Source organism: Pseudoduganella aquatica, assembly GCF_020865585.1.
Classification (GTDB): domain Bacteria; phylum Pseudomonadota; class Gammaproteobacteria; order Burkholderiales; family Burkholderiaceae_D; genus Rugamonas; species Rugamonas aquatica_A.
Genome location: NZ_CP086370.1, coordinates 533,583 through 553,237, shown reverse-complemented (window position 1 = coordinate 553,237; position 19,655 = coordinate 533,583). Strand labels below are relative to the sequence as shown.

General features: G+C 65.9%; 17 protein-coding genes. 8 read left to right on the top strand and 9 right to left on the bottom strand.

The genetic code is table 11. The features are described from left to right. Positions 1–78 precede the first annotated feature (78 nt). Complete coding sequence (locus tag KT882_RS02490) at positions 79–1,200, top strand: beta-ketoacyl-ACP synthase III (protein ID WP_228894263.1); 1,122 nt, start codon at positions 79–81, stop codon at positions 1,198–1,200. 157 nt (positions 1,201–1,357) lie between these two features. Then, complete coding sequence (gene ybaL / locus KT882_RS02485; protein WP_228894262.1) at positions 1,358–3,085, top strand: YbaL family putative K(+) efflux transporter; 1,728 nt, start codon at positions 1,358–1,360, stop codon at positions 3,083–3,085. A 126-nt stretch (positions 3,086–3,211) separates the two neighbouring features. Here the strand turns inward: ybaL and KT882_RS02480 are convergent, their stop codons facing one another. Next, positions 3,212–5,263, bottom strand: a complete 2,052-nt coding sequence (locus KT882_RS02480; protein WP_161074418.1) for an NADPH-dependent 2,4-dienoyl-CoA reductase — start codon at positions 5,261–5,263, stop codon at positions 3,212–3,214. Between the two features lie 167 nt (positions 5,264–5,430). Here KT882_RS02480 and KT882_RS02475 point away from each other — a divergent pair, with 167 nt between their 5' ends. Next, positions 5,431–6,012: an SRPBCC family protein gene (locus tag KT882_RS02475; protein WP_161074419.1), complete on the top strand. Its 582-nt coding sequence runs from the start codon at positions 5,431–5,433 to the stop codon at positions 6,010–6,012. Positions 6,013–6,036: 24 nt separating this feature from the next. On the opposite strand, the gene KT882_RS02470 is transcribed toward KT882_RS02475, so the two are convergent. From KT882_RS02470 to KT882_RS02455, 4 genes are read right to left on the bottom strand one after another with little or no spacing between them, the layout of a single operon-like run. Then, positions 6,037–6,489, bottom strand: coding sequence for a hypothetical protein (locus KT882_RS02470; RefSeq protein WP_161074420.1), 453 nt, complete (start codon positions 6,487–6,489; stop codon positions 6,037–6,039). Between the two features lie 12 nt (positions 6,490–6,501). Further along, the gene (locus tag KT882_RS02465; RefSeq protein WP_161074421.1) at positions 6,502–6,942 is read right to left on the bottom strand and encodes a DUF2721 domain-containing protein; all 441 of its coding nucleotides are present in this window, start codon (positions 6,940–6,942) and stop codon (positions 6,502–6,504) included. Between the two features lie 54 nt (positions 6,943–6,996). Beyond that, on the bottom strand, positions 6,997–7,953 hold the full coding sequence (pip, locus tag KT882_RS02460) for a prolyl aminopeptidase (RefSeq protein ID WP_161074422.1): 957 nt from the start codon (positions 7,951–7,953) through the stop codon (positions 6,997–6,999). A 9-nt stretch (positions 7,954–7,962) separates the two neighbouring features. Next, positions 7,963–9,291, bottom strand: a complete 1,329-nt coding sequence (locus KT882_RS02455; RefSeq protein ID WP_161074423.1) for an amino acid deaminase — start codon at positions 9,289–9,291, stop codon at positions 7,963–7,965. A gap of 130 nt (positions 9,292–9,421) precedes the next feature. On the opposite strand from KT882_RS02455, the gene KT882_RS02450 reads away from it, so the two are divergent. The 3 genes from KT882_RS02450 to KT882_RS02440 are packed head-to-tail and all read left to right on the top strand — an operon-like array spanning position 9,422 to position 12,851. Then, entirely contained in the window at positions 9,422–10,366 is a 945-nt protein-coding gene (locus tag KT882_RS02450) for a hypothetical protein (protein WP_228894261.1), read from the top strand. Between the two features lie 3 nt (positions 10,367–10,369). Then, a complete protein-coding gene (locus tag KT882_RS02445; protein WP_161075660.1) occupies positions 10,370–11,944 on the top strand; it encodes a hypothetical protein in 1,575 nt (524 codons plus the stop codon). Then, positions 11,919–12,851 carry a glycerophosphodiester phosphodiesterase gene (locus tag KT882_RS02440; RefSeq protein WP_228894260.1) on the top strand — a complete coding sequence of 311 codons (933 nt, stop codon included), beginning with the start codon at positions 11,919–11,921 and terminating at the stop codon, positions 12,849–12,851. Before KT882_RS02445 ends, KT882_RS02440 begins: the two co-directional genes overlap by 26 nt. A 57-nt stretch (positions 12,852–12,908) precedes the next feature. Here the strand turns inward: KT882_RS02440 and phbB are convergent, their stop codons facing one another. From phbB to KT882_RS02420, 4 genes are all read right to left on the bottom strand, one after another. Further along, positions 12,909–13,649, bottom strand: a complete 741-nt coding sequence (gene phbB / locus KT882_RS02435) for an acetoacetyl-CoA reductase (RefSeq protein ID WP_161075658.1) — start codon at positions 13,647–13,649, stop codon at positions 12,909–12,911. Positions 13,650–13,721: 72 nt separating this feature from the next. Further along, on the bottom strand, positions 13,722–14,900 hold the full coding sequence (locus KT882_RS02430) for an acetyl-CoA C-acetyltransferase (RefSeq protein WP_161075657.1): 1,179 nt from the start codon (positions 14,898–14,900) through the stop codon (positions 13,722–13,724). A 55-nt stretch (positions 14,901–14,955) separates the two neighbouring features. After that, a complete protein-coding gene (locus KT882_RS02425) occupies positions 14,956–15,162 on the bottom strand; it encodes a hypothetical protein (RefSeq protein ID WP_161075656.1) in 207 nt (68 codons plus the stop codon). Positions 15,163–15,294: 132 nt separating this feature from the next. Next, on the bottom strand, positions 15,295–16,203 hold the full coding sequence (locus KT882_RS02420) for a LysR family transcriptional regulator (protein ID WP_161075655.1): 909 nt from the start codon (positions 16,201–16,203) through the stop codon (positions 15,295–15,297). A gap of 114 nt (positions 16,204–16,317) precedes the next feature. On the opposite strand from KT882_RS02420, the gene metE reads away from it, so the two are divergent. Together metE and minC are read left to right on the top strand one after the other, a co-directional pair. Further along, the gene (gene metE / locus KT882_RS02415; protein WP_407682031.1) at positions 16,318–18,708 is read left to right on the top strand and encodes a 5-methyltetrahydropteroyltriglutamate--homocysteine S-methyltransferase; all 2,391 of its coding nucleotides are present in this window, start codon (positions 16,318–16,320) and stop codon (positions 18,706–18,708) included. Positions 18,709–18,857: 149 nt separating this feature from the next. Beyond that, the gene (gene minC / locus KT882_RS02410) at positions 18,858–19,619 is read left to right on the top strand and encodes a septum site-determining protein MinC (RefSeq protein ID WP_228894258.1); all 762 of its coding nucleotides are present in this window, start codon (positions 18,858–18,860) and stop codon (positions 19,617–19,619) included. Positions 19,620–19,655: the final 36 nt, after the last annotated feature.

Genomic DNA, 19,655 nt, shown 5'->3' with positions numbered 1-19,655 from the left:
TTTTTAGTACGAGCGTTCGTGTAGAATTTCTCCAATAAAAAGGCGACAGCCCTATCCACGAGAGAAAGATTGAAGAATATGAAACAAGTCGTCATCAGCGGCACCGGCCTGTACACGCCACCGAACTCCATCAGCAACGAAGAACTGGTGGCCTGCTTCAACGCCTACGCCGACCAGTTCAACGCGGACAACGCTGGCGCCATCGAAGCGGGCACGGTGACGGCGCTGGAACCGTCCAGCGTGGCCTTCATTGAAAAAGCGTCCGGCATCAAGTCGCGCTACGTGATGGAAAAGGAAGGCATACTCGATCCGAAGCGCATGGTGTCGCGCATCGCCGAGCGCGCCGATGACGAGCTGTCGCTGCAGGCCGAGATCTGCGTGGCCGCCGCGCAGCAGGCGCTGGACCGCGCCGGGCGCAGCGCCGCCGACATCGACATGGTGCTGGTGGCATGCTCGAATATGCAGCGCGCCTACCCGGCCATGGCGGTCGAAGTGCAGCAGGCGCTGAACATCGACGGCTACGGCTTCGACATGAACGTGGCCTGCTCCTCGGCCACCTTCGGCATCCAGCAGGCGGTGGCGGCGGTGCAGAGCGGCCAGGCGCGCGCGGTGCTGGTGCTCAACCCCGAGATCACCAGCGGCCACCTGAACTGGCGCGACCGCGACAGCCACTTCATCTTCGGCGACGCCTGCACGGCCATCGTGATCGAAGCCAAGGACGCGGCGGTGTCGCAGCACCAGTTCGAGATCCTGGACACCAAGCTCAAGACCAGCTTCTCCAACAACATCCGCAACAACTTCGGCTTCCTGAACCGTTTCGACGAAGCGGGCGCGGGCCAGCCGGACAAGCTGTTCAAGCAGCAGGGCCGCAAGGTATTCAAGGACGTGTGCCCGATGGCGGCCGAGATGATCAAGGAAAGCATCGCGCGCGCCGGGCTGGAAGTGCCGCAGGTGAGCCGCTACTGGCTGCACCAGGCCAACCTGAACATGAATCTGCTGATCAGCAAATTGATTCTGGGCCGCGAAGCCGAGCCGGGCGAAGCGCCGGTGATACTGGACAGCTACGCCAACACCTCGTCGGCCGGCTCCATCATCGCCTTCCACAAGCACCAGGACGACCTGCCGACCGGCGCGCTGGGCGTGATCTGCTCCTTCGGCGCCGGCTACTCCATCGGCGCCGTCGTGGTCCGCAAGCTGTAATCCCACACTTCTAGTCCTCCTCCTACAGGCAAGCTGAGCCGCATTCCTTCCATTTCGGGGTCAGACCCCGGATTTGGAAAATGCGGCTCAGCCTGCTTGGGCGCCGGCATGTGCTACCCTTGGGTTGATCATTCACCCTCACAGGAGCCCCGCACGCATGCCCCACGACATTCCCCTGATCACCACCATCGCCGCCGCCCTCGGATTCGGGCTGGTATTCGGCTTCATCGCCACGCGCTTGAAATTGCCCGCGCTGGTGGGTTACCTGGCCGCCGGCATCCTGATTGGCCCCGCCACGCCGGGCTTCGCGGCCGATACGGTGCTGGCCGGGCAGCTGGCGGAGATCGGCGTGATGCTGATGATGTTCGGGGTCGGCCTGCATTTTTCGCTGGACGATTTGTGGGAGGTCAGGCGCATCGCCTTGCCGGGCGCCGTGCTGCAGATCGCCGCAGCCACCGGCATGGGCATGGCGCTGTCGCACTGGTGGGGCTGGAGCATAGGCGGCGGGCTGGTGTTCGGCCTGGCGCTGTCCGTGGCCAGCACGGTGGTGCTGCTGCGCGCGCTGGAGGAGCGCGGCATCCTCGATTCCTTCAACGGCCGCATCGCGGTCGGCTGGCTGGTGGTGGAGGACCTGGTCACCGTGCTGGTGCTGGTGCTGCTGCCGCCGCTGGCGTCCTCGCTGGGCGGCGCCGCGCCCGACGACGGCCACGGCGTGGCCGATGCCGCCGTGCCGCTGTGGCAGACGCTGGCCATCACCTTCGGCAAGGTGGGCGGCTTCATCGCCTTCATGATGCTGATCGGCCGCAAGCTCTTCCCCTGGCTGCTGTGGCAGGTGGCGCGCACCAATTCGCGCGAGCTGTTCACGCTGTGCGTGATCGCGGCCGCCGTCGGCATCGCCTACGGCGCCACCAAGCTGTTCGGCATCTCCTTCGCGCTGGGCGCCTTCTTCGCCGGCATGGTGCTGCGCGAGTCGGAACTGAGCCACCGCGCGGCCGAGGAGTCGCTGCCGCTGCGCGACGCGTTCGCCGTGCTGTTCTTTGTTTCGGTGGGCATGCTGTTCGAGCCGTCCATCGTCACCGGGCAGCCACTGAAGCTGCTGGCGGTGGTGGCCATCATCGTGTTCGGCAAATCGATTGCCGCCTACTTGCTGGTGATCGTGCTGCGCTATCCGCTGCGCACGGCGCTGACGGTGTCGGCCAGCCTGGCGCAGATCGGCGAGTTCTCTTTCATCCTGGCGGCGCTGGGTATTTCGCTCAAGCTGATGCCGCACGAGGGCCAGAGCCTGATACTGGCCGGCGCCATCATCTCCATCGCGCTCAACCCGCTGGTGTTCGCGGCGGTGAAACCGCTGGAGCGCTGGTTCGGCCGCAACGCCGGCCTGGCCGCCAAATTCGACCGCAGCGCCGATCCGCTGGCCGAACTGCCGATGTCGGTGCCGCAGGAGCATCTGCATGACCAGGTGGTGCTGGTGGGCTACGGCCGCGTGGGCCGGCGCATCGCCGCCACGCTGGCTGCCAAGGGCATTCCCTATGTGGTGGCGGAGCAGAACCGCGAAGTGGTGGACCAGCTGCGCAAGGACGGCATTCCTGCCGTGGCGGGCAACGCGGGCGAGCCGGCGGTGCTGATCCAGGCCCACATCGCGCGCGCGCGCATGCTGGTGATCGCCACGCCGGACACCTTCCACGTGCGCAGCATGGTGGAGACGGCGCGCGCGCTCAACCCCGGCATCAAGACCGTGGTGCGCACGCACAGCGAGGAGGAAGCGGAGTTGCTGCGCACGGAACGCGCCGGCGAGATCTTCATCGGCGAGCAGGAACTGGCCAAGGGCATGGCCGAATTCGTGAGCGAGGAATTTGCACATGCGCAGAAGGGCGCTGCGCATTAAGGTTACGGGCGGCGCTTTGGCGGGTTACGCGTTCCGCTAACCCGCCCTACGGGTTCTCGCGCGTTCACGGTTTGATCGTTGATCGTAGGTCGGGTTAGCCGGCGCCGGCCGGCGTAACCCGCCGCTTCACAGGCTCACGGCCAGCTCGGCGCCTTCCTTGATGGCGCGCTTGGCGTCCAGCTCGGAGGCCAGGGCGGCGCCGCCGATTTTGTGGAAGCGCGGGGTGCCGCCGGCCGGCGATGCGTCCCCGCTGCCTTCCGGCGACATCAGTTCGGCCAGGCTGTCCTGCCCGGCGCAGATGACCACGTTGTCCACCGCCAGCAGGCGCTCGCCGCCGTCGACCGTGATGTGCAGGCCTTGGTCGTCGATCTTGTTGTACTGCACGCCCGCCAGCATCACCACGCCGTTGCGCGCCAGGACCGCGCGGTGCACCCAGCCCGAGGTCTTGCCCAGGCCTGCGCCCAGCTTGCTGGTCTTGCGCTGCAGCAGGTAGAGCTGGCGCACCGGTTCTTCTGCGTGCGGCGCGACCAGGCCGCCGCCGGTGGTGGCTTTCAGGTCCACGCCCCATTCCTGGGTCCACCTTTCCACCGCCAGCGGCAGCGGCTTGCGCGTGTCGTGCAGCAGGTATTCGCCGACGTCGAAGCCGATGCCGCCCGCGCCGATAATGGCGACCCGCTTGCCGACCGGCTTTTTGTGCGCCAGCACGTCCAGGTAGGACAGCACTTTCGGATGGTCTATGCCGTCGATCGGCGGCTTGCGCACCTGGATGCCGGTGGCGACGATCACGTCGTCATAGCCGCCCGCCAGCAGCGCTTCGCGCGCGACGCGCTGGCCCAGGCGCAAGGTCACGCCGGTCAGCTCGAGCTTGCGCTTGAAGTAGCGTATGGTCTCGGCGAATTCTTCCTTGCCCGGGATCTGCATGGCGACCTTGAACTGCCCGCCTATGCTGTCGCTGGAGTCGAACAGGGTGACGTCGTGGCCGCATTCGGCGGCCACCGTGGCGGCCGACAGGCCGGCCGGGCCGGCGCCCACCACGGCCACCTTGCGGCGCTTGGCGGCGGGCTTGTAGACCAGCTCCGTCTCGTGGCAGGCGCGCGGGTTGACCAGGCAGCTGGCGCGCTTGTTGGAGAAGGTGTGGTCCAGGCAGGCCTGGTTGCAGCCGATGCAGGTGTTGATTTCGTCGGTGCGCCCGGCCGCTGCTTTCACGACGAACTCGGGGTCGGCCAGGAAGGGGCGCGCCATCGAGACCATGTCGGCGTCGCCGCGCGCGATGATGTCTTCCGCTTCGCCCGGCATGTTGATGCGGTTCGAGGCCACCACCGGAATGCTCACTTCGCGCCGCAGCCGGCCCGCCACGCTGGCGAAGGCGGCGCGCGGCACCGAAGTGACAATGGTGGGCACGCGCGCTTCGTGCCAGCCTATGCCGGTGTTCAAGATGGTCACGCCGGCGTGCTGCAGTTCCTTGGCCACGGCCAGCACGTCGTCCCAGGTGTTGCCGCCGTCGACCAGGTCGAGCAGCGAGTGGCGGTACATGATGATGAAGTCCGGCCCCACGGCGGCGCGGATGCGCTTGACGATTTCCACCGGCAGCCGCATGCGGTTCTCGATGCTGCCGCCCCAGCGGTCGGTGCGCAGATTGGTGCGCGCGCACAGGAACTGGTTCAGCAGATAGCCTTCGCTGCCCATCACTTCCACACCGTCGTAGCCGGCCTTCTTGGCCAGCTTGGCGCAGCGCGCGTAGTCGCGGATGGTGGCCTGGATGCCGGCCTCGCTCAGCGCGCGCGGCTTGAACGGCGAGATCGGCGATTTGCGGTCGGAGGCGGACACCACGAAGGGCTGGTAGCCGTAGCGGCCCGCGTGCAGGATCTGCATCAGGATCTTGCCGCCCTCTTCGTGCACCGCGCGGGTGACCTTGCGGTGGTTGGGCACGTCGCCCAGGAAATTGAGCGTGCCGCCGAAGGGCAGCAGCCAGCCGGAGCGGTTGGGCGAGATGCCGCCGGTGACGATCAGCCCCACGCCGCCCTTGGCGCGCTCCCTGTAGAAGGCGGCCAGCTTGCCGTAATTAAAGAAGCGGTCTTCCAGGCCGGTGTGCATCGATCCCATGATGACGCGGTTGCGCAGCGTGGTGAAACCGAGGTCGAGCGGAGCCAGCAGGTGGGGGTAGCTTGGAGTTGTCATTGTGATTATTGGTAGCGTTGACCGTTGCGTGCAGGATAGTCTTGCATTAGAGCGGTTTTCTTTAGACCAATGTTACTAAAATGCCCTCCGGCCCCACGTAAATACTTATTTTGTAAGCGTATTGTGCCGTGCTTGTATTCTGCCATTACTTCCCTTACGCTGGAACAATGAAGTCATTGTTTGCCATTTTGCTATTCAGCATTTCTGCGCCGCTACTCGCGCAGGCGCCCAAACTTGAGCTGCCGAAACTGGAAGTTTCCGTGGCGCGGGTGACGCAGGACGCGCTGCACCTGTACGAGGTGGACGCCAGCGGCACCGTGCAGGCGCCCATCGCCACCGTCTGGAAGACGCTGACCACCTATGAGCGGATGAATGAGTTCGTGCCGGACATGGCGTCCTGCCGGGTGCTGTCGCGCAATGGGAACGAGGTCATCATCGAACAGTTCGGCACGGCGCGCTTCCTGTTCATGTCCAAGTCCATCCACCTGATCGTGCGCGCCACGGAAACGCCGATGTCGAGCATAGACATCGCCCTGATTTCGGGCGATATGAAGCATTATGAGTCGCGCTGGGAACTGTTCCCGCTGCCGGACGGCGGGACCAAGGTGGTCTACAGCGGCAAGCTGGTGCCGAATTTCTACGTGCCCGGGCTGCTGGGCACGAATATCATCCGCGGCGACATCGAGCGCATGATGGGCGCCGTGCTGGCGCGCATCGACAAGCCCGATGCGGCGGCCACCCGCAACTAGGCGGGCTGCCGCGCTAGCGGGCGCTTACTGCGCCGCGTAGTCCGGGCCGCGCAGTTCGGCGAACTGCTCGATGCTGCCGATCTTGATCATCACCGAATTGAGGCTCAGATTGGCCTGCATGGCGCGCCAGGCGAATTGCCATTCGCGCTCGTGCTTCTCGGCCGCCGTCTTGGTGAAGGCCGCGCCCAGGGCGGCGCGGTGGCCGTATTCCACGGCGCCGTCGATGCCGGCCCAGCTGGGCAGCGCGCGCTGCACCGCGCGGTGGATGCGCTCGCCGAATTCTTCGGTGTTGTGTATCACCAGGCAGGCGTCCGCCGTGAACAGGTCGAACAGCTTGCGGTCCCAGGCCTTGGAGAAGCTCAGCGTCAAACAGTTCGAGGCCGGGTGCAGGATGAACTGGCCTTGCGTCAGGGCCAGTTCCAGGTCGCTGCGCTCGCCGTAGCGGTACAGGGTGGGGGGGCGTTGATAGTCGTGCATGGTGCTCTATTTCTATGTTGGTGGGCGCATGTGGCGGTGCGCGCGCATGGAGGCGGAAGCGATGAAGATCTCCCGCAGCAGGTAGACGAAGCTGGTGATCAGGCCCAGCATGGCCAGCACGAACAGGCCGGCGATGTATTTGTCCAGCGTGACGTTGGTGGTGTCGCCGATGAAGAGCATGGCGATGACCAGGCAAATCAGCAGGCCGCAGCCGGTGGAGGAGCCGATCGACACGTTGATCAGGTGCGAGCGCCGGTATAGCACGTCCAGCTCATTGAGGTAGCTGTCGTTGTAGCCGACGTCGAGCCGGTCTTCCAGCACGCGCGAGCGGTCTATGATGCGCGCCAGGCGGTTGGTCAGCACCATCAGGTTGGTGCAGACGCCCGTGAGCAGGAAGACCGGCGCAATCGCCAGTTGGATGATGTGTCCTATATCGCCGACTTGTATATTCATTGCGTGTGTGTGCGCTTGCAGGGTCCAGACGCTAGTGTAACAGGCCGGGCGGCCTTACTCGAAGCCGCGCAGGCGCTTGAACTGCTCGGTGGCGCCCACCAGCGCGGCTGAAATGCCGCGCTCCATGGCGCCGTGGCCGGCGTCCGGTATCATCTTTATCACCGAGCCGGGCCAGGCTTTATGCAGCTTCCAGGCCGACACCGGCGGGCAGATGACGTCGTAGCGGCCCTGCACGATCACCGCCGGCAGGTGGGCGATCTTGTCCACATTGCGCAGCAGCTGCTCGTCCTCGAAGAAGCCCAGGTTGGCCATGTAGTGCGATTCCAGGCGGCCCACGCCCAGGTCCATCGCGTCCGACGCGGCTTCCTCGGGCTGCGGCAGCAGGAACACGCGGCGGCCTTCGAAGCGGCTCCAGGCGCGCGCCGCCGGCCAGTACACGGCCGGATCGTCGCTCATGATGCGCTTCACGTAGGCTTGCAGCAGGTCGCCGCGCTCTTCGGCCGGGATGGGCGCCACGAATTCGTCGTACACGTCCGGGTGGAACCAGCGCGAGCCTTCCAGGAAGAAGTCGATCTCGGGCTGGGTGCACAGGAAGATCCCGCGCAGCACGAAGCCCAGGCAGCGTTCGGGGTGCGCCTGGCCGTAAGCCAGCGCCAGCGTGGAGCCCCAGGAGCCGCCGAACACCAGCCATTGCTCGATGCTGAACATGGCGCGCAGGCGCTCGATGTCCTCGATCAGCAGCTGGGTGGTGTTGTTGCGGCATTCGCCCACCGGGGTAGACTTGCCCGCGCCGCGCTGGTCGAACAGGATGACGCGGTATTGCTGCGGGTCGAAGAAGCGGCGGTGCGCGGGCGACAGGCCGGCGCCCGGGCCGCCGTGCAGGAACAGCACCGGTATGCCGTTGGGATTGCCCACCTCCTCCCAGTAGATGGTGTGCAGCGCGTCGACGGCCAGCATGCCGTGGCGCAGCGGGGCGATGGCGGGGAACAGGGAGGGATTCGAATCAGGCATGGCTGTCTTTCAAAAGAAGGTGTTGACCGCGTAGCGCACAGTATAGGCGTCGTCGGCCACCAGCAGCAGGGGCCATTTGTCGAAGGTGGTGCAGGGGTGGGAAATGCCGCAGCCGACCAGGTCGCCCACTTTCAGCTCCCGGCACAGCGCGTCGCCTTCGGGCAGGCGCAGATAGGCGTGCTGGTCGTTCATTTTTTCGATGCGGCAGCCGGGCGGCAAGGTGGCGGGTTCAGTGCCGCCGTCCGCCGCGGGGCGGTGATGGTACAGCGGGATGGGCAGTTCCTGGTCATACGAGGCGTCGCGCTTGCCCATGCTGAGGATGGCCAGCGTGGGCTCGGGACGCGAGGTGACCATGCTCCACACTTCCAGCGCTGGGCGCAGGCCGTCGGCGGCGTGTTCGCGCGCGCTGATGTCGTGGGTCAGGTCCTGGTAGGAGCCGTGGTCGTTGGTCAGGTAGCAGCCGCTGCGCAGCACCGGCAGCACGGGGCGCGACAGGCCGGTCAGCCCGGCGAAGCCGTGCGCCACCAGGTCGAAATAGGCGGAGCCGCCGGCCGAGAGCAGGATCTGCGCGCCGCCGAACAGCTTTTTGCCGTCCGCCTGGCGCACCAGGGCGGCCAGCTGGGACACGAAGGCGCGCACCGCTTCCACGCTGGCGGCGCGGTCGTGCCCTTGCAGCAGGCCTTCGTAGCCTTCGATGCCGGCCAGCTGCAGGCCGGGAGCGCGCGCCACTTTCTGCGCCACGGCCATCGCTTCGGCGGGCGTGCGGCAGCCGGCGCGCTTGCCGGGCAGGCCCAGTTCCACCAGCAGCGGCAAGGGGCGCGCCAGCTTGGCCTCGGCCACGCCGCGCGACAGGCGCTGCACGCCCTCCTCGGAATCGACCAGGGCGTAGAACTCGAAGGCGGGATCGTCCCTCATCAGCGCCAGCATGGCGCGGATGTCGGCCGGTGCCACCAGCTGGTTGGCCAGCAGCACGCGCCGCACGCCGTAGCGGTAGGCGATTTGCACCTGGGCGGCGGTGGCCAGCGTCATGCCCCAGGCGCCGTTGGCCAGCTGGGCGCCGAACAGCTGCGGACTCATGGTGGTCTTGCCGTGCGGCGCCAGCACCGCGCCGTAGCGGTCGCAGAAGCGGCGCATCCAGTCCAGGTTGTGCAGCAGCGCGGATTCCTTCAGCAGCGCCACGGGATAGCTGGTGTCGCCGCGCAGCACATTCCAGCGCTGCACGGGGATGGCGCCCTGGCGCAGGGGTTCGGTCAGCGGCAGCCCTTTGACGCCGGGCTGCAGCATTTGTTCGGCCAGGCTGTCCAGCGCCAGGCCGCCTTCGGGCAAGTGTCGGTCCATGATGATTCTCCTCCTGCCGTATTGTCCTACTTTTCTAAAAAAATTCTTGAAAGAATTCTGAATAAATTGGCAATTATGAGAAAATATTGCCTAACAGAACATGCATGGCATATTGATAAGTTAGGGGAATATGGGAATTCAGCATCGACGCCGCACCGGCATGGCGATACTCGCCGCCGTGCTGCTGGCGGGCTGCGCAGTGCAGCCGAACGGCCGAGGCGGCGTGGTGGTGGGGATGGACAGCGCACAGCTGTTCGGCACCACCCTCGCCACCTTTCAGTTGCAGGACGGCACCGAAGGGGCACTGCGCCGCGAGCAGAACAACGGCGCTTTCTCGATCAAGCTGAACGGCAGCATGCGCGTGGTGCCGCTGCCCAAGGCGGTGACGGCGCGCGTGGCGCGCGTTACGCCCATGGGTACGCGCACGGTGCTGGTGCTGGAGACGCAGGAACGCAACTGCCCCTACAAATACGAGGTGCTGTCGATCCAGGGCAGCGACGTGCTGCACTGGAGCCTGGGCAATTGCAACGACAGGCCACGGGTGTTCCTGGCCGAGGGCGGACAGGCGCTGTACTTCGACTTTCCTGCGCGCGACAGGCTGCAGCGCAATATCTACACGGACGGACGCATGCTCAACGCCGCTACGCTGCCTGCCAGCGGCATCGACCTGAACACGCGCCCCTTCGCCGACGCCGGCCTGAACCCGCCGCCCGGTGCGGCGCTCTCCCCTGCCCGCCCGGCGCCCGGCCTGGACGCGCAGCAGACCGGCACGGCACAGCGCGACGCGCAAGCCGGCGCGCCGTCCGGCGACATCGTCCGCGTGATCCCGGCGCCGCCGCACAAGGCCGGCAGCGCCGCTGGCGGGGCTGCTCCGGCGCCGGCATCGGCCACGACATCGGGCACATCAGCCACCTCGTCCGCTTCGGCCACGTCGGCGGCGGCCAGCCAGCCCGCGCCGCGGCGCAGCGCCAGCAGCAGCGCGGGCAACAGCGCCCAGGCGCGTGCCGCCACGCCGGCGCCCATGTCCTTCCCGGCGCAGGAAGTCGCGCCCATCCATCTCGATTTGCGGAAATAATTCATGCGCGCATTCCGCTTCAAACAAACGCTGTTCCTGATCGTCATCACCCTGCTGTACCTGTGCTTTGAACTGGGCTTCAACGCCCGGCTGCTGGATGTGGTGGGCGGCAACGCCACGCCGGACGACGTCGACCATATCGAGTTCTATGGCCGCTCGCTGTCCGGCATCGCCGCCGCGCTGGTGCTGCTGCAGCTGATGCTGCGGCGGCGCACGCCGCAGGGCGGCGGTCCTTCGCGGCTCAAGATCGCGCTGTGCTGCGCGGCGACGGCGCTGGTGGTGTACGGCGCCATCAAGACGCTGGTGGACGTGATGGTGGCCACGCGCGACGCCGAGTTCCGCCGCACCGCCTACAACTCCATGCTGCTGCAGCGCTCGCTGGTCAACGGCCGCCTGACGCTGGACGGCCTGGTCGAGGACCAGAACCTGTTCGCCCAGCCCGAAGGCAAGGCCTTCCTGGCGCTGTTTCCCTTCCTGGCGGTATCGGTGGAGCAGCTCGACGACCGCATCAAGGGCGTGAAGGACCAGCTGATCGACGCCGCCATCCGCAAGGAAGGCAACGGCACCCAGGGCTACTACGATTCCTACACCAAGGTGATGAAGGAATTCCACGGCAACTGGCAGAAGTACGCGCGCATTCCCACCGCCTCGGACGAGGGCCTGCTGCGCGAGCAGGACAAGGCCTGGAACGACTATCTGCGCACGCTTTCGCGCCACGGCTGGACGCCGTCCACGGTGCCGGCCAACCGGCGCGGCACGGTGCAGGCCAAGGTGCGCAAGAGCGTGCCTGTGCCGCCCGACTGGGATCCGTCCGACGAGGCCACCTTCCGCGACGCGGTGGAGCAGCGCTACCGCAAAGCCATGTCGGGCACGGCGCGCGCGGTGACGGTGGGCGGCGAGCGCATTCCGCCCGGCCTGTCCTATCCGGAATTCATCGCCCGCGCCGGGGTGCAGCGCGAGCTGCGCACCCAGCTGCATTTGCCGCCCGGCGCCCAGGTGGCGGCCAGCTACGGCAGCCCGCGCGAATTTTCCCGCCTGTACGAACAAATGGTGGGGCAGGAAGTGCGCGTGCGGCGTGCCATCTACGATGCGCCGGCGGCGCGCTTCGAACAGGGCGGCAGCGCCTACCGCGACGGAGACAAGGCGGCGCGCGCCGTCATCGTGCCGCCGGTGGCGCTGTTCTTCTCGCTGCTGGGCGCCATCGGCCACTTCTCGAAACTGCTGTACCTGGTCGCCACCCTGCTGTTCCTGCTGCGCAGCGGCCCGGACGGGCAGCTGAGCCGGCGCGCCGCGCTGGGCGCGTTCGGCGTGCTGCTGCTGGCCTTCAGCGGCGTCTGGAGCAGCCTGGCGCTGGCCGACAACCGCGTCACGCGCAGCGAGCTGTTCCAGCTGATGATAGGCTGGGCGCGCGCGCCGGCGGCCGGCGACAGCGGCTGGCAGCAGGCCGGCAAAGGCGCGCTGGCCAATATCGCCCACGTGGTGGCGGTGGGCCAGGGCCACGGCTATCCCGTCAACGAAGCAATCCGCACCCATTTATTGAACGGCATGGACTATGGCTATCAACCGCAAGACAAATAAACTGCCGGGACGGCGCGCCGCCGGCCTGCTGGCCACGGCCCTGATGCTGGCCGCCGCCGCGCCCGCCATGGGTTCGGCCTGCCTGGGCATGCAGGTGCACGCCCACCGTGGCGCAGCCAGCGCGCCGGAGAACTCGCTCAGCGCCCTGCGCGCCGCCTACGAGGCCGGCGCCGACGGCGTGGAAACCGATCTGCAGATGCTGGGCGACCAGCGCTGGGTGGTGCACCACGACCTGAACACCGGCCGCGTGGTGCAGGCCGGCGCGCCACGCCCGGTGCGCCAGCTCGCCAGCGCCGACTGGAGCGCGGCGCGCATGAAGCTGCGCGGCGTGCTGACCGACGAGGCGCCGCCCTTCGCCGTCGACCTGGCGGACCTGGCCGCGGACTATCCGCAGCAAACCCTGAACGCGGAAATCAAGGATCTGGCGCCCTGCGGCCAGGTGCAGGCGCTGGTGGGCCAGCTGCGCAGCGCGATGGGCCACGGCAACTGGTTCATGACCTCGGGCGCGGCAGGCAATCTGCGCTGCGCGCGCCAAGCCGACAGCGCCGGCTACCTGGGCCTGGTCGTGTTCGACGGCCGCAATGCCGAGGCGGCCGGCGCCAACGGCCTGACGCGGCTGATCGCCAGCAAGGCCAAGGCGCCCAAGCTGGACCAGGCCTGGCTGGCGCGGGTCAAGCAGGACATCGGCATGCCGGTGGGCGTGCATGTGGACGCGCGCACCCTGGACGCCAACCCGGCGCTGCTGTCGGATGCGGCACTGATGAAAATGCCGGTGTTCGTGTACGCCGTCGATGGCGACGCCGCGCTCGCGGCTGCGCTGCAGCGCTCGCGCCAGCACAGCGGCCGCTGGCCCAGCGGCGTGATCGTGGACGAGAGCGCGGCCGGCTTCTGCGCGCGGCTGCGCTAGGCGCAAAAAAAAAGCACCGCGCGCGGCGGTGCTTTTCGGCAAACAGACAGCGCTGTCTTAGGACATGTGCTGGCCGCCGTTGATGGCGATGTTGGCGCCGGTGACGAACGCTGCCTCTTCGGACGACAGGTAAGCCACCAGGCCCGCCACTTCTTCCGGCTTGCCCAGGCGGGACATCGGAATCTGCGGCAGGATCTTCGAATCCAGCACGTCCTGCGGAATCTCCATCACCATCTTGGTGCCGATGTAGCCCGGCGAGATGGTGTTGACGGTGACGCCCTTGCGCGCCACTTCCAGCGCCAGCGCCTTGGTGAAACCGTGCACGCCGGCCTTGGCGGCCGAGTAGTTGGTCTGGCCGAAGGCGCCCTTCTGGCCGTTCACCGACGAGATGTTGATGATACGGCCCCAGCCGCGCTCCACCATGCCATCGGCGACCGGCTTGGTCATGTTGAACACGGAATCGAGGTTGGTGCTCATCACCGCGTCCCAGTTCAGCTTGTCCATCTTCTTGAAAGTCATGTCGCGCGTGATGCCGGCATTGTTGACCAGCACATCGATCGGACCGATATCCTTCACGATGGCGGCGACACAGGCTTGCGCCGAGTCGTAGTCCGCCACGTCGCACGGATAAGCCTTGAAATCAAAGCCCATGTCGCGCGTCGTGGCCAGCCATTCTTCAACTTTCTTGTTGCTAGGGGAATATGTGGTCACTACCTTATAGCCCAGCGCGGCGAGCTTGATGCACACCGCTTCGCCCAGACCACCCATACCACCTGTTACCAATGCGATTCTTGCCATTTGTCATCCCCTCTTATTGTCTCAAACACTAAAAGAACTGAACTGCCTGCTGCGGTACTGCTGATACCTTGCTTACGCGCGCTCAACCGCCAGCGCCACGCCCATGCCGCCGCCGATGCACAGCGAAGCCAGGCCTTTCTTGGCGTCGCGGCGCACCATTTCGTGCAGCAGCGTGACCAGGATGCGGGCGCCCGACGCGCCGATCGGGTGGCCGATGGCGATGGCGCCGCCGTTCACGTTGATCTTGCTGGTGTCCCAGCCCATTTCCTTGTTCACGGCCAGGGCCTGGGCGGCGAAGGCTTCGTTGATTTCCATCAGGTCCAGGTCGTCCGGCGTCCAGCCGGCTTTTTTCAGGCACAGCTTGGCGGCCGAGACCGGGCCCATGCCCATGTAGGCCGGGTCGATGCCGGACGAGGCGTAGGCTTTCACCTTGGCCAGCGGGGTCAGGCCCAGCTCGCGCGCCTGGCTGGCGGACATCATGATGACGGCGGCAGCGCCGTCGTTCAGGCCGGAGGCGTTGCCGGCGGTGACCGTGCCTTCCTTGTTGAAAGCGGGACGCAGGCCGGCCAGCGCTTCCAGCGTGGAGCCCGGCTTGATGTATTCGTCGGCGTCGAACAGGAAGGTGCCCTTCTTCTGCGCGATTTCCAGCGGAATGATCTCGTCCTTGAACTTGCCTTCCTTCTGCGCCGCTTCGGCCTTCAGCTGCGACTGCAGGGCGAACTCGTCCTGCGCTGCGCGGGAAATGTCATACTTTTTCGCCACGTTTTCAGCGGTCACGCCCATGTGGTACTGGTTGTACACATCCCACAGGCCGTCGACGATCATGGTGTCGGTCATCTTCACGTCGCCCATGCGGAAGCCGTCGCGCGAGCCGTTCAGCACGTGCGGCGAGGCGCTCATGTTTTCCTGGCCGCCGGCGATGATGATGTTGGCGTCACCGCACCTGATGGCCTGGGTGGCCAGGTGGGTGGCTTTCAGGCCCGAACCGCACACCTTGTTGATGGTGTAGGCCGGGATGCTGGTCGGCAGGCCGGCCTTGATCACAGCCTGGCGCGCCGGGTTCTGGCCCACGCCGGCGGTCAGCACCTGGCCCAGGATGGCTTCGTTGATCAGGTTCGCGTCCAGGCCGGTCTTGGCCAGCAGGCCCTTGATGACATGCGCGCCCAGTTCGGCTGCGGGAATCTTGGCCAGGCTGCCGCCGAATTTGCCTACGGCGGTACGGCCCGCCGCTACGATAACTACATCATCCATTTAATTCTCCAGAAGATCCAACCGAATGGTCAGGTGATTAAGATTGACGGTGCTTTCATTCTAACGATTTGTGGAGCGCGCGGTTGAATAACCCTTGTATTTGCTCGGTTGCTTCAACGAACAGCACGCTCGTGCCATTTAAGGCATTGCACAATTGACGGGTAATGACGATGGAGTTGGCGAGCGCGGCGTTAACAATATCGTGCTGAAAATCGGCCAGGTCGGAGAGGCTGCGGAAGTGGTCTTGATCGTGCTTGAACATGGATTCCTTCAGGATGCAGGGCCTGTGGCGAAAAACACCATCCTAGCGGTCCCCGCGCGCACTGGCTTTGATATTCGTCAATGCTAACAACTGCTGCCCCACTGAAAGCTCACCAATTGTCACGATAAAACATCACGACAATAACTTGATTCCATCCAGCGTGGCCGCGCACTGTTCCCGTATCACATTAACGAAGTCGAGCACATAGGCTTTCTCGCGTAATGCTTCCGGTACGGAAACAAATAAGTCGCTCCATAAACCTTGCTCGCCGATAGGACGAGCGCTCACATAATCGTAATCAACATAGTTTTTTATTGCCCAATTCGGCAAAGCGGCCAGGCCGCGGCGGCTGGCCACCAATTGCAAAATAGCCACAGTCAGTTCGGCCGTGCGGCGTTCGAAGCCGATGCCGGCCGGGCGCAACACTTCGCGGATCAGGTCGATGCGCGCTTCCGGCACCGGATAGGTGATCAGGGTTTCGCCTTCAAAGTCGGCGGCTTGCAGGCGGCGCTGCGCTTGCAGGCGGTGCTTCAGCGCCATCACCACCAGGATTTCAAAGCGGAACAGCGGGAAGGTGGCGAAGTCGGCGCTGTAATCGGAGCCGATGACGAGGTCGGCATTGCCGGCGCGCAGCAGCTCGGCCGGCTCGCTGTGGAAGCCGGACACCAGGTCGATTTCCACGTCCGGCCAGCGCTTGCGGAACTCGTCCATGACGGGCATCAGCCAGTCGAAACAGGTGTGGCACTCGAGCGCCACGCGCAGCTGGCCCTGGTCGCCTTGCGACAGGCGCGCCACGTCGCGTTCGGCCTGCTCGATTTCCGGCAGCAGGGTGTCGGCCAGGCGCAGCAGCCGGGCGCCGGTGGCGGTGAAGCCGATCGGCACCGATTTTCGCTCAAACAGCGGGCTCCCGTAGCGATCTTCCAGCAATTTAATCTGGTGCGACAGCGCTGACTGGGTCAGGTTGAGCAACTGGGCTGCACGCACCAGGCTACCTGCGGAACGCAGGGCGCTAAGGGTACGGAGGTGGCGGATTTCCAGCATGACGGGCCTTGTATTAATTTATTTCACGTTGACGCGCAAAATCTTTCGTTTTGATTATAAACGTCTTTGCCGCACACTTTACCTCACCAATATTTAATGCGGATGACAACAATCATGAAATCAATTCAGACACATATTCCCGGTTTTCCACGCATAGGCGCGGCACGCGAACTCAAGTTTGCGCTGGAAAAACACTGGCGCGGCGAGAGTACCGAGGCCGAACTGGAAGCGGCCGGCGCGGCATTGCGCGCCCGCCACTGGGCGCAGCAGCGCGACGCGGGCCTGGACCTGGTATCGGTGGGCGACTTCGCTTTTTACGACCAAGTGGCCAACCATATCCAGCTGCTGGGCTGCGAGCCGGCGCGCTTCGGTTTCCACGCGGAGCAGGGCCAGCTGGCGCGCTATTTCGCCATGGCGCGCGGCGTTTCCCATGCGGAGCATGAGCACCACGCCAGCTGCACGCATCAGCACGGCAACGAGCACGGCAGCCAGCACAGCGCGCAGGCGCTGGAAATGACCAAGTGGTTCGACACCAATTACCACTACCTGGTGCCGGAGTTCTCGCCGGAAACCGAGTTCTCGCTTGCCTGCGAGCGCCTGTTTGCCGAAGTGGCCGAGGCGCAGGCGCTGGGCCACGCGGTCAAGGCGGTGCTGATCGGGCCGCTGACTTTCCTGTGGCTGGGCAAGGAGCGCAGCGCCGGCTTTGACCGCCTCTCGTTGCTGGACAAGCTGCTGCCGGTGTACGGCGCGGTGCTGGACCGCCTGAAGCAGCAAGGCGTAAGCTGGGTGCAGATTGACGAACCCATCCTTGGCCTGGACCTGCCGCCGGCCTGGCGCAATGCTTTCGAGAACACCTACTGGCAGCTGAACCAGGTGGGCGTGCCGCTGCTGCTGGCCACCTACTTCTCGCCGCTGGAAGAAAACGTCAGCCTGGCGTGCCGCCTGCCGGTGGCGGGCCTGCATGTGGACGGCGTGCGCGCCGCGCATGAGCTGACCAGCGTGGCGGACTGGCTGCCGGTGCACAAGGTGCTCTCGGTGGGCATCGTGGACGGCCGCAATATCTGGCGCACGGACCTGGACCTGGCGCTGGCGCAGCTCGCGCCCATCGCGGCCAAGCGCGGCGGCAAGCTGTGGCTGTCCACCTCGTGCTCGCTGCTGCACACGCCGTTCAGCCTGGAGAACGAAACCGCGCTGGACGCCGAGGTCAAAAGCTGGCTGGCCTTCGCCGGCGAGAAGCTGGGCGAACTGGCGCTGCTGAGGACCGCGCTGCTGCGGGCCGGCGCCGCCGGCGAAGGGCCGGCGCAGGTGCAGGCACTGGACACGGCCGGCGACGGCGCGGCATTCGACGCCGCCTGGGCAACGTCCCGCGCCGCCTGCGCCAGCCGCCGCGCCAGCCCGCGCGTGCACAACCCTGCCGTGGCGGCGCGCATCGCCGCCCTGCCGGTCCACGCCGACCGCCGCGCCGCGCCCTTCCCTGCCCGCCAGGCGGTGCAGCGCGCGCGCTTCCAGCTGCCATCCTTCCCCACCACCACCATAGGCTCCTTCCCGCAGACGCCGGCCATCCGCGCCGCGCGCGCCGGCTTCAAGCGCGGCGAACTCGGCGCGGCGGCCTACGAGCAAAGCATGCGCGAGGAAATCGCCTACGCCATCGCGCGCCAGGAGGAACTGGGCCTGGACGTGCTGGTGCACGGCGAAGCGGAGCGCAACGACATGGTGGAATACTTCGGCGAACAACTGGACGGCTTCACCTTCACCCAGCTGGGCTGGGTGCAATCCTACGGCTCGCGCTGCGTGAAGCCGCCCATCATTTACGGCGACGTGGCCCGTCCGCAAGCAATGACCGTGGACTGGACCGTACACGCCCAATCGCTGACCGGCAAACCGGTGAAAGGCATGCTCACCGGCCCGGTCACCATCCTGCAATGGTCCTTCGTGCGCGACGACCAGCCGCGCGCCCAGACCACGCTGCAAATCGCGCTATCCATCCGCGACGAGGTGGCGGACCTGGAACAGGCCGGCATCGGCATTATCCAGATCGACGAACCCGCCGTGCGCGAAGGCTTGCCGCTGCGCCGCAGCCGCTGGGGCGAATACCTGGACTGGGCCACGCGCGCCTTCCGCGTGTCGGCCAGCGTGGCGCGCGATGAAACGCAGATCCACACCCATATGTGCTACGCCGAGTTCAACGACATCCTGCCGCAGATCGCCGCCATGGACGCGGACGTCATCACCATCGAAACCAGCCGCTCGGCGATGGAACTGCTGGCCGGCTTCGGCGCCTTCCGCTATCCGAACGAGATCGGTCCCGGCGTGTACGACATCCACTCGCCGCGCGTGCCGGAAACGGCGGAAATGGTGCGCCTGCTGAAAAAGGCCAGCGCGGTGATCCCGGCGGCGCAGCTGTGGGTGAATCCGGACTGCGGCCTGAAGACCCGTGGCTGGAAGGAAACGGAAGCCGCGCTGCGCAATATGGTGGCGGCGGCGCGCGAATTGCGGGCCGCCTGAAGCGCGCGCATCCCGCCTGCCGCCCAGGCCCAGAGCCGTTTCACGCGTGAGACGGCTCTCCCATTTCCGGCCCAACCACAGTAAAATGCTTGAGCCTTTGGCAAATCCTGGCCGATGGGCCGCCAAGCTGACTCTTTTACTGATCGTTTATGTCCAAAAGCTCGTTCCAAAAGCCCATCGAAATCAAAATTTCCACCGTCGTTGCCGTTTCCGCCATCCTGAACACTTCGGATGGCATCGCACTCGACGCCGCCCTCAACGAAATGACCGGCGGCACGCCCGACTTCTTTGAAGGCGACCTGACCGTCATCGACGTCGGCTCGCTGGCGCCAGGCTGCGCGCGCATCGACTGGGGCAGCATTATTGCCCTGCTGAAAAAATACCGCTTGAATCCGGTGGCCGTGCGCAATGCCGCGCCGGACATGATAGACGACATCCTGGCCCAGGGCCTGTCGCTCGACAGCGGCAAGCGCGACGAAGAAAAACCGGCGGCGCCGGCAGCAGCGCCAGCACCCGCGCCGGTGGCCGAAGCCGCCCCGGCAGCCGCGCCCGCCGTCGGCGCCGCCGGCACCATGATTATCGACACCCCGGTGCGCGCCGGCCAGCGCATCTACGCGCGCGGCGGCGACCTGATCGTGACGGCTGTGGTCAACAACGGCGCCGAAATCATCGCCGACGGCAGCATCCACGTCTACAACACCCTCAACGGCCGCGCGCTGGCGGGCGCTTCCGGCAATGCCGACGCGCGCATCTTCGCCCTGTCCATGTCGCCGGAATTGGTGTCGATTGCGGGCGTGTACAGCACTTTTGAAGACGGTTTCCCTGCCGAGCACGCACGCAAACCCACACAAATCAGCCTGGTGGGCGACCGAATCGATATACTATCTGTCAATTCCCCTACTCGCGCTTAATGCTCAACCGCGGCTAGACTGCGGTTCAGCTTTCTG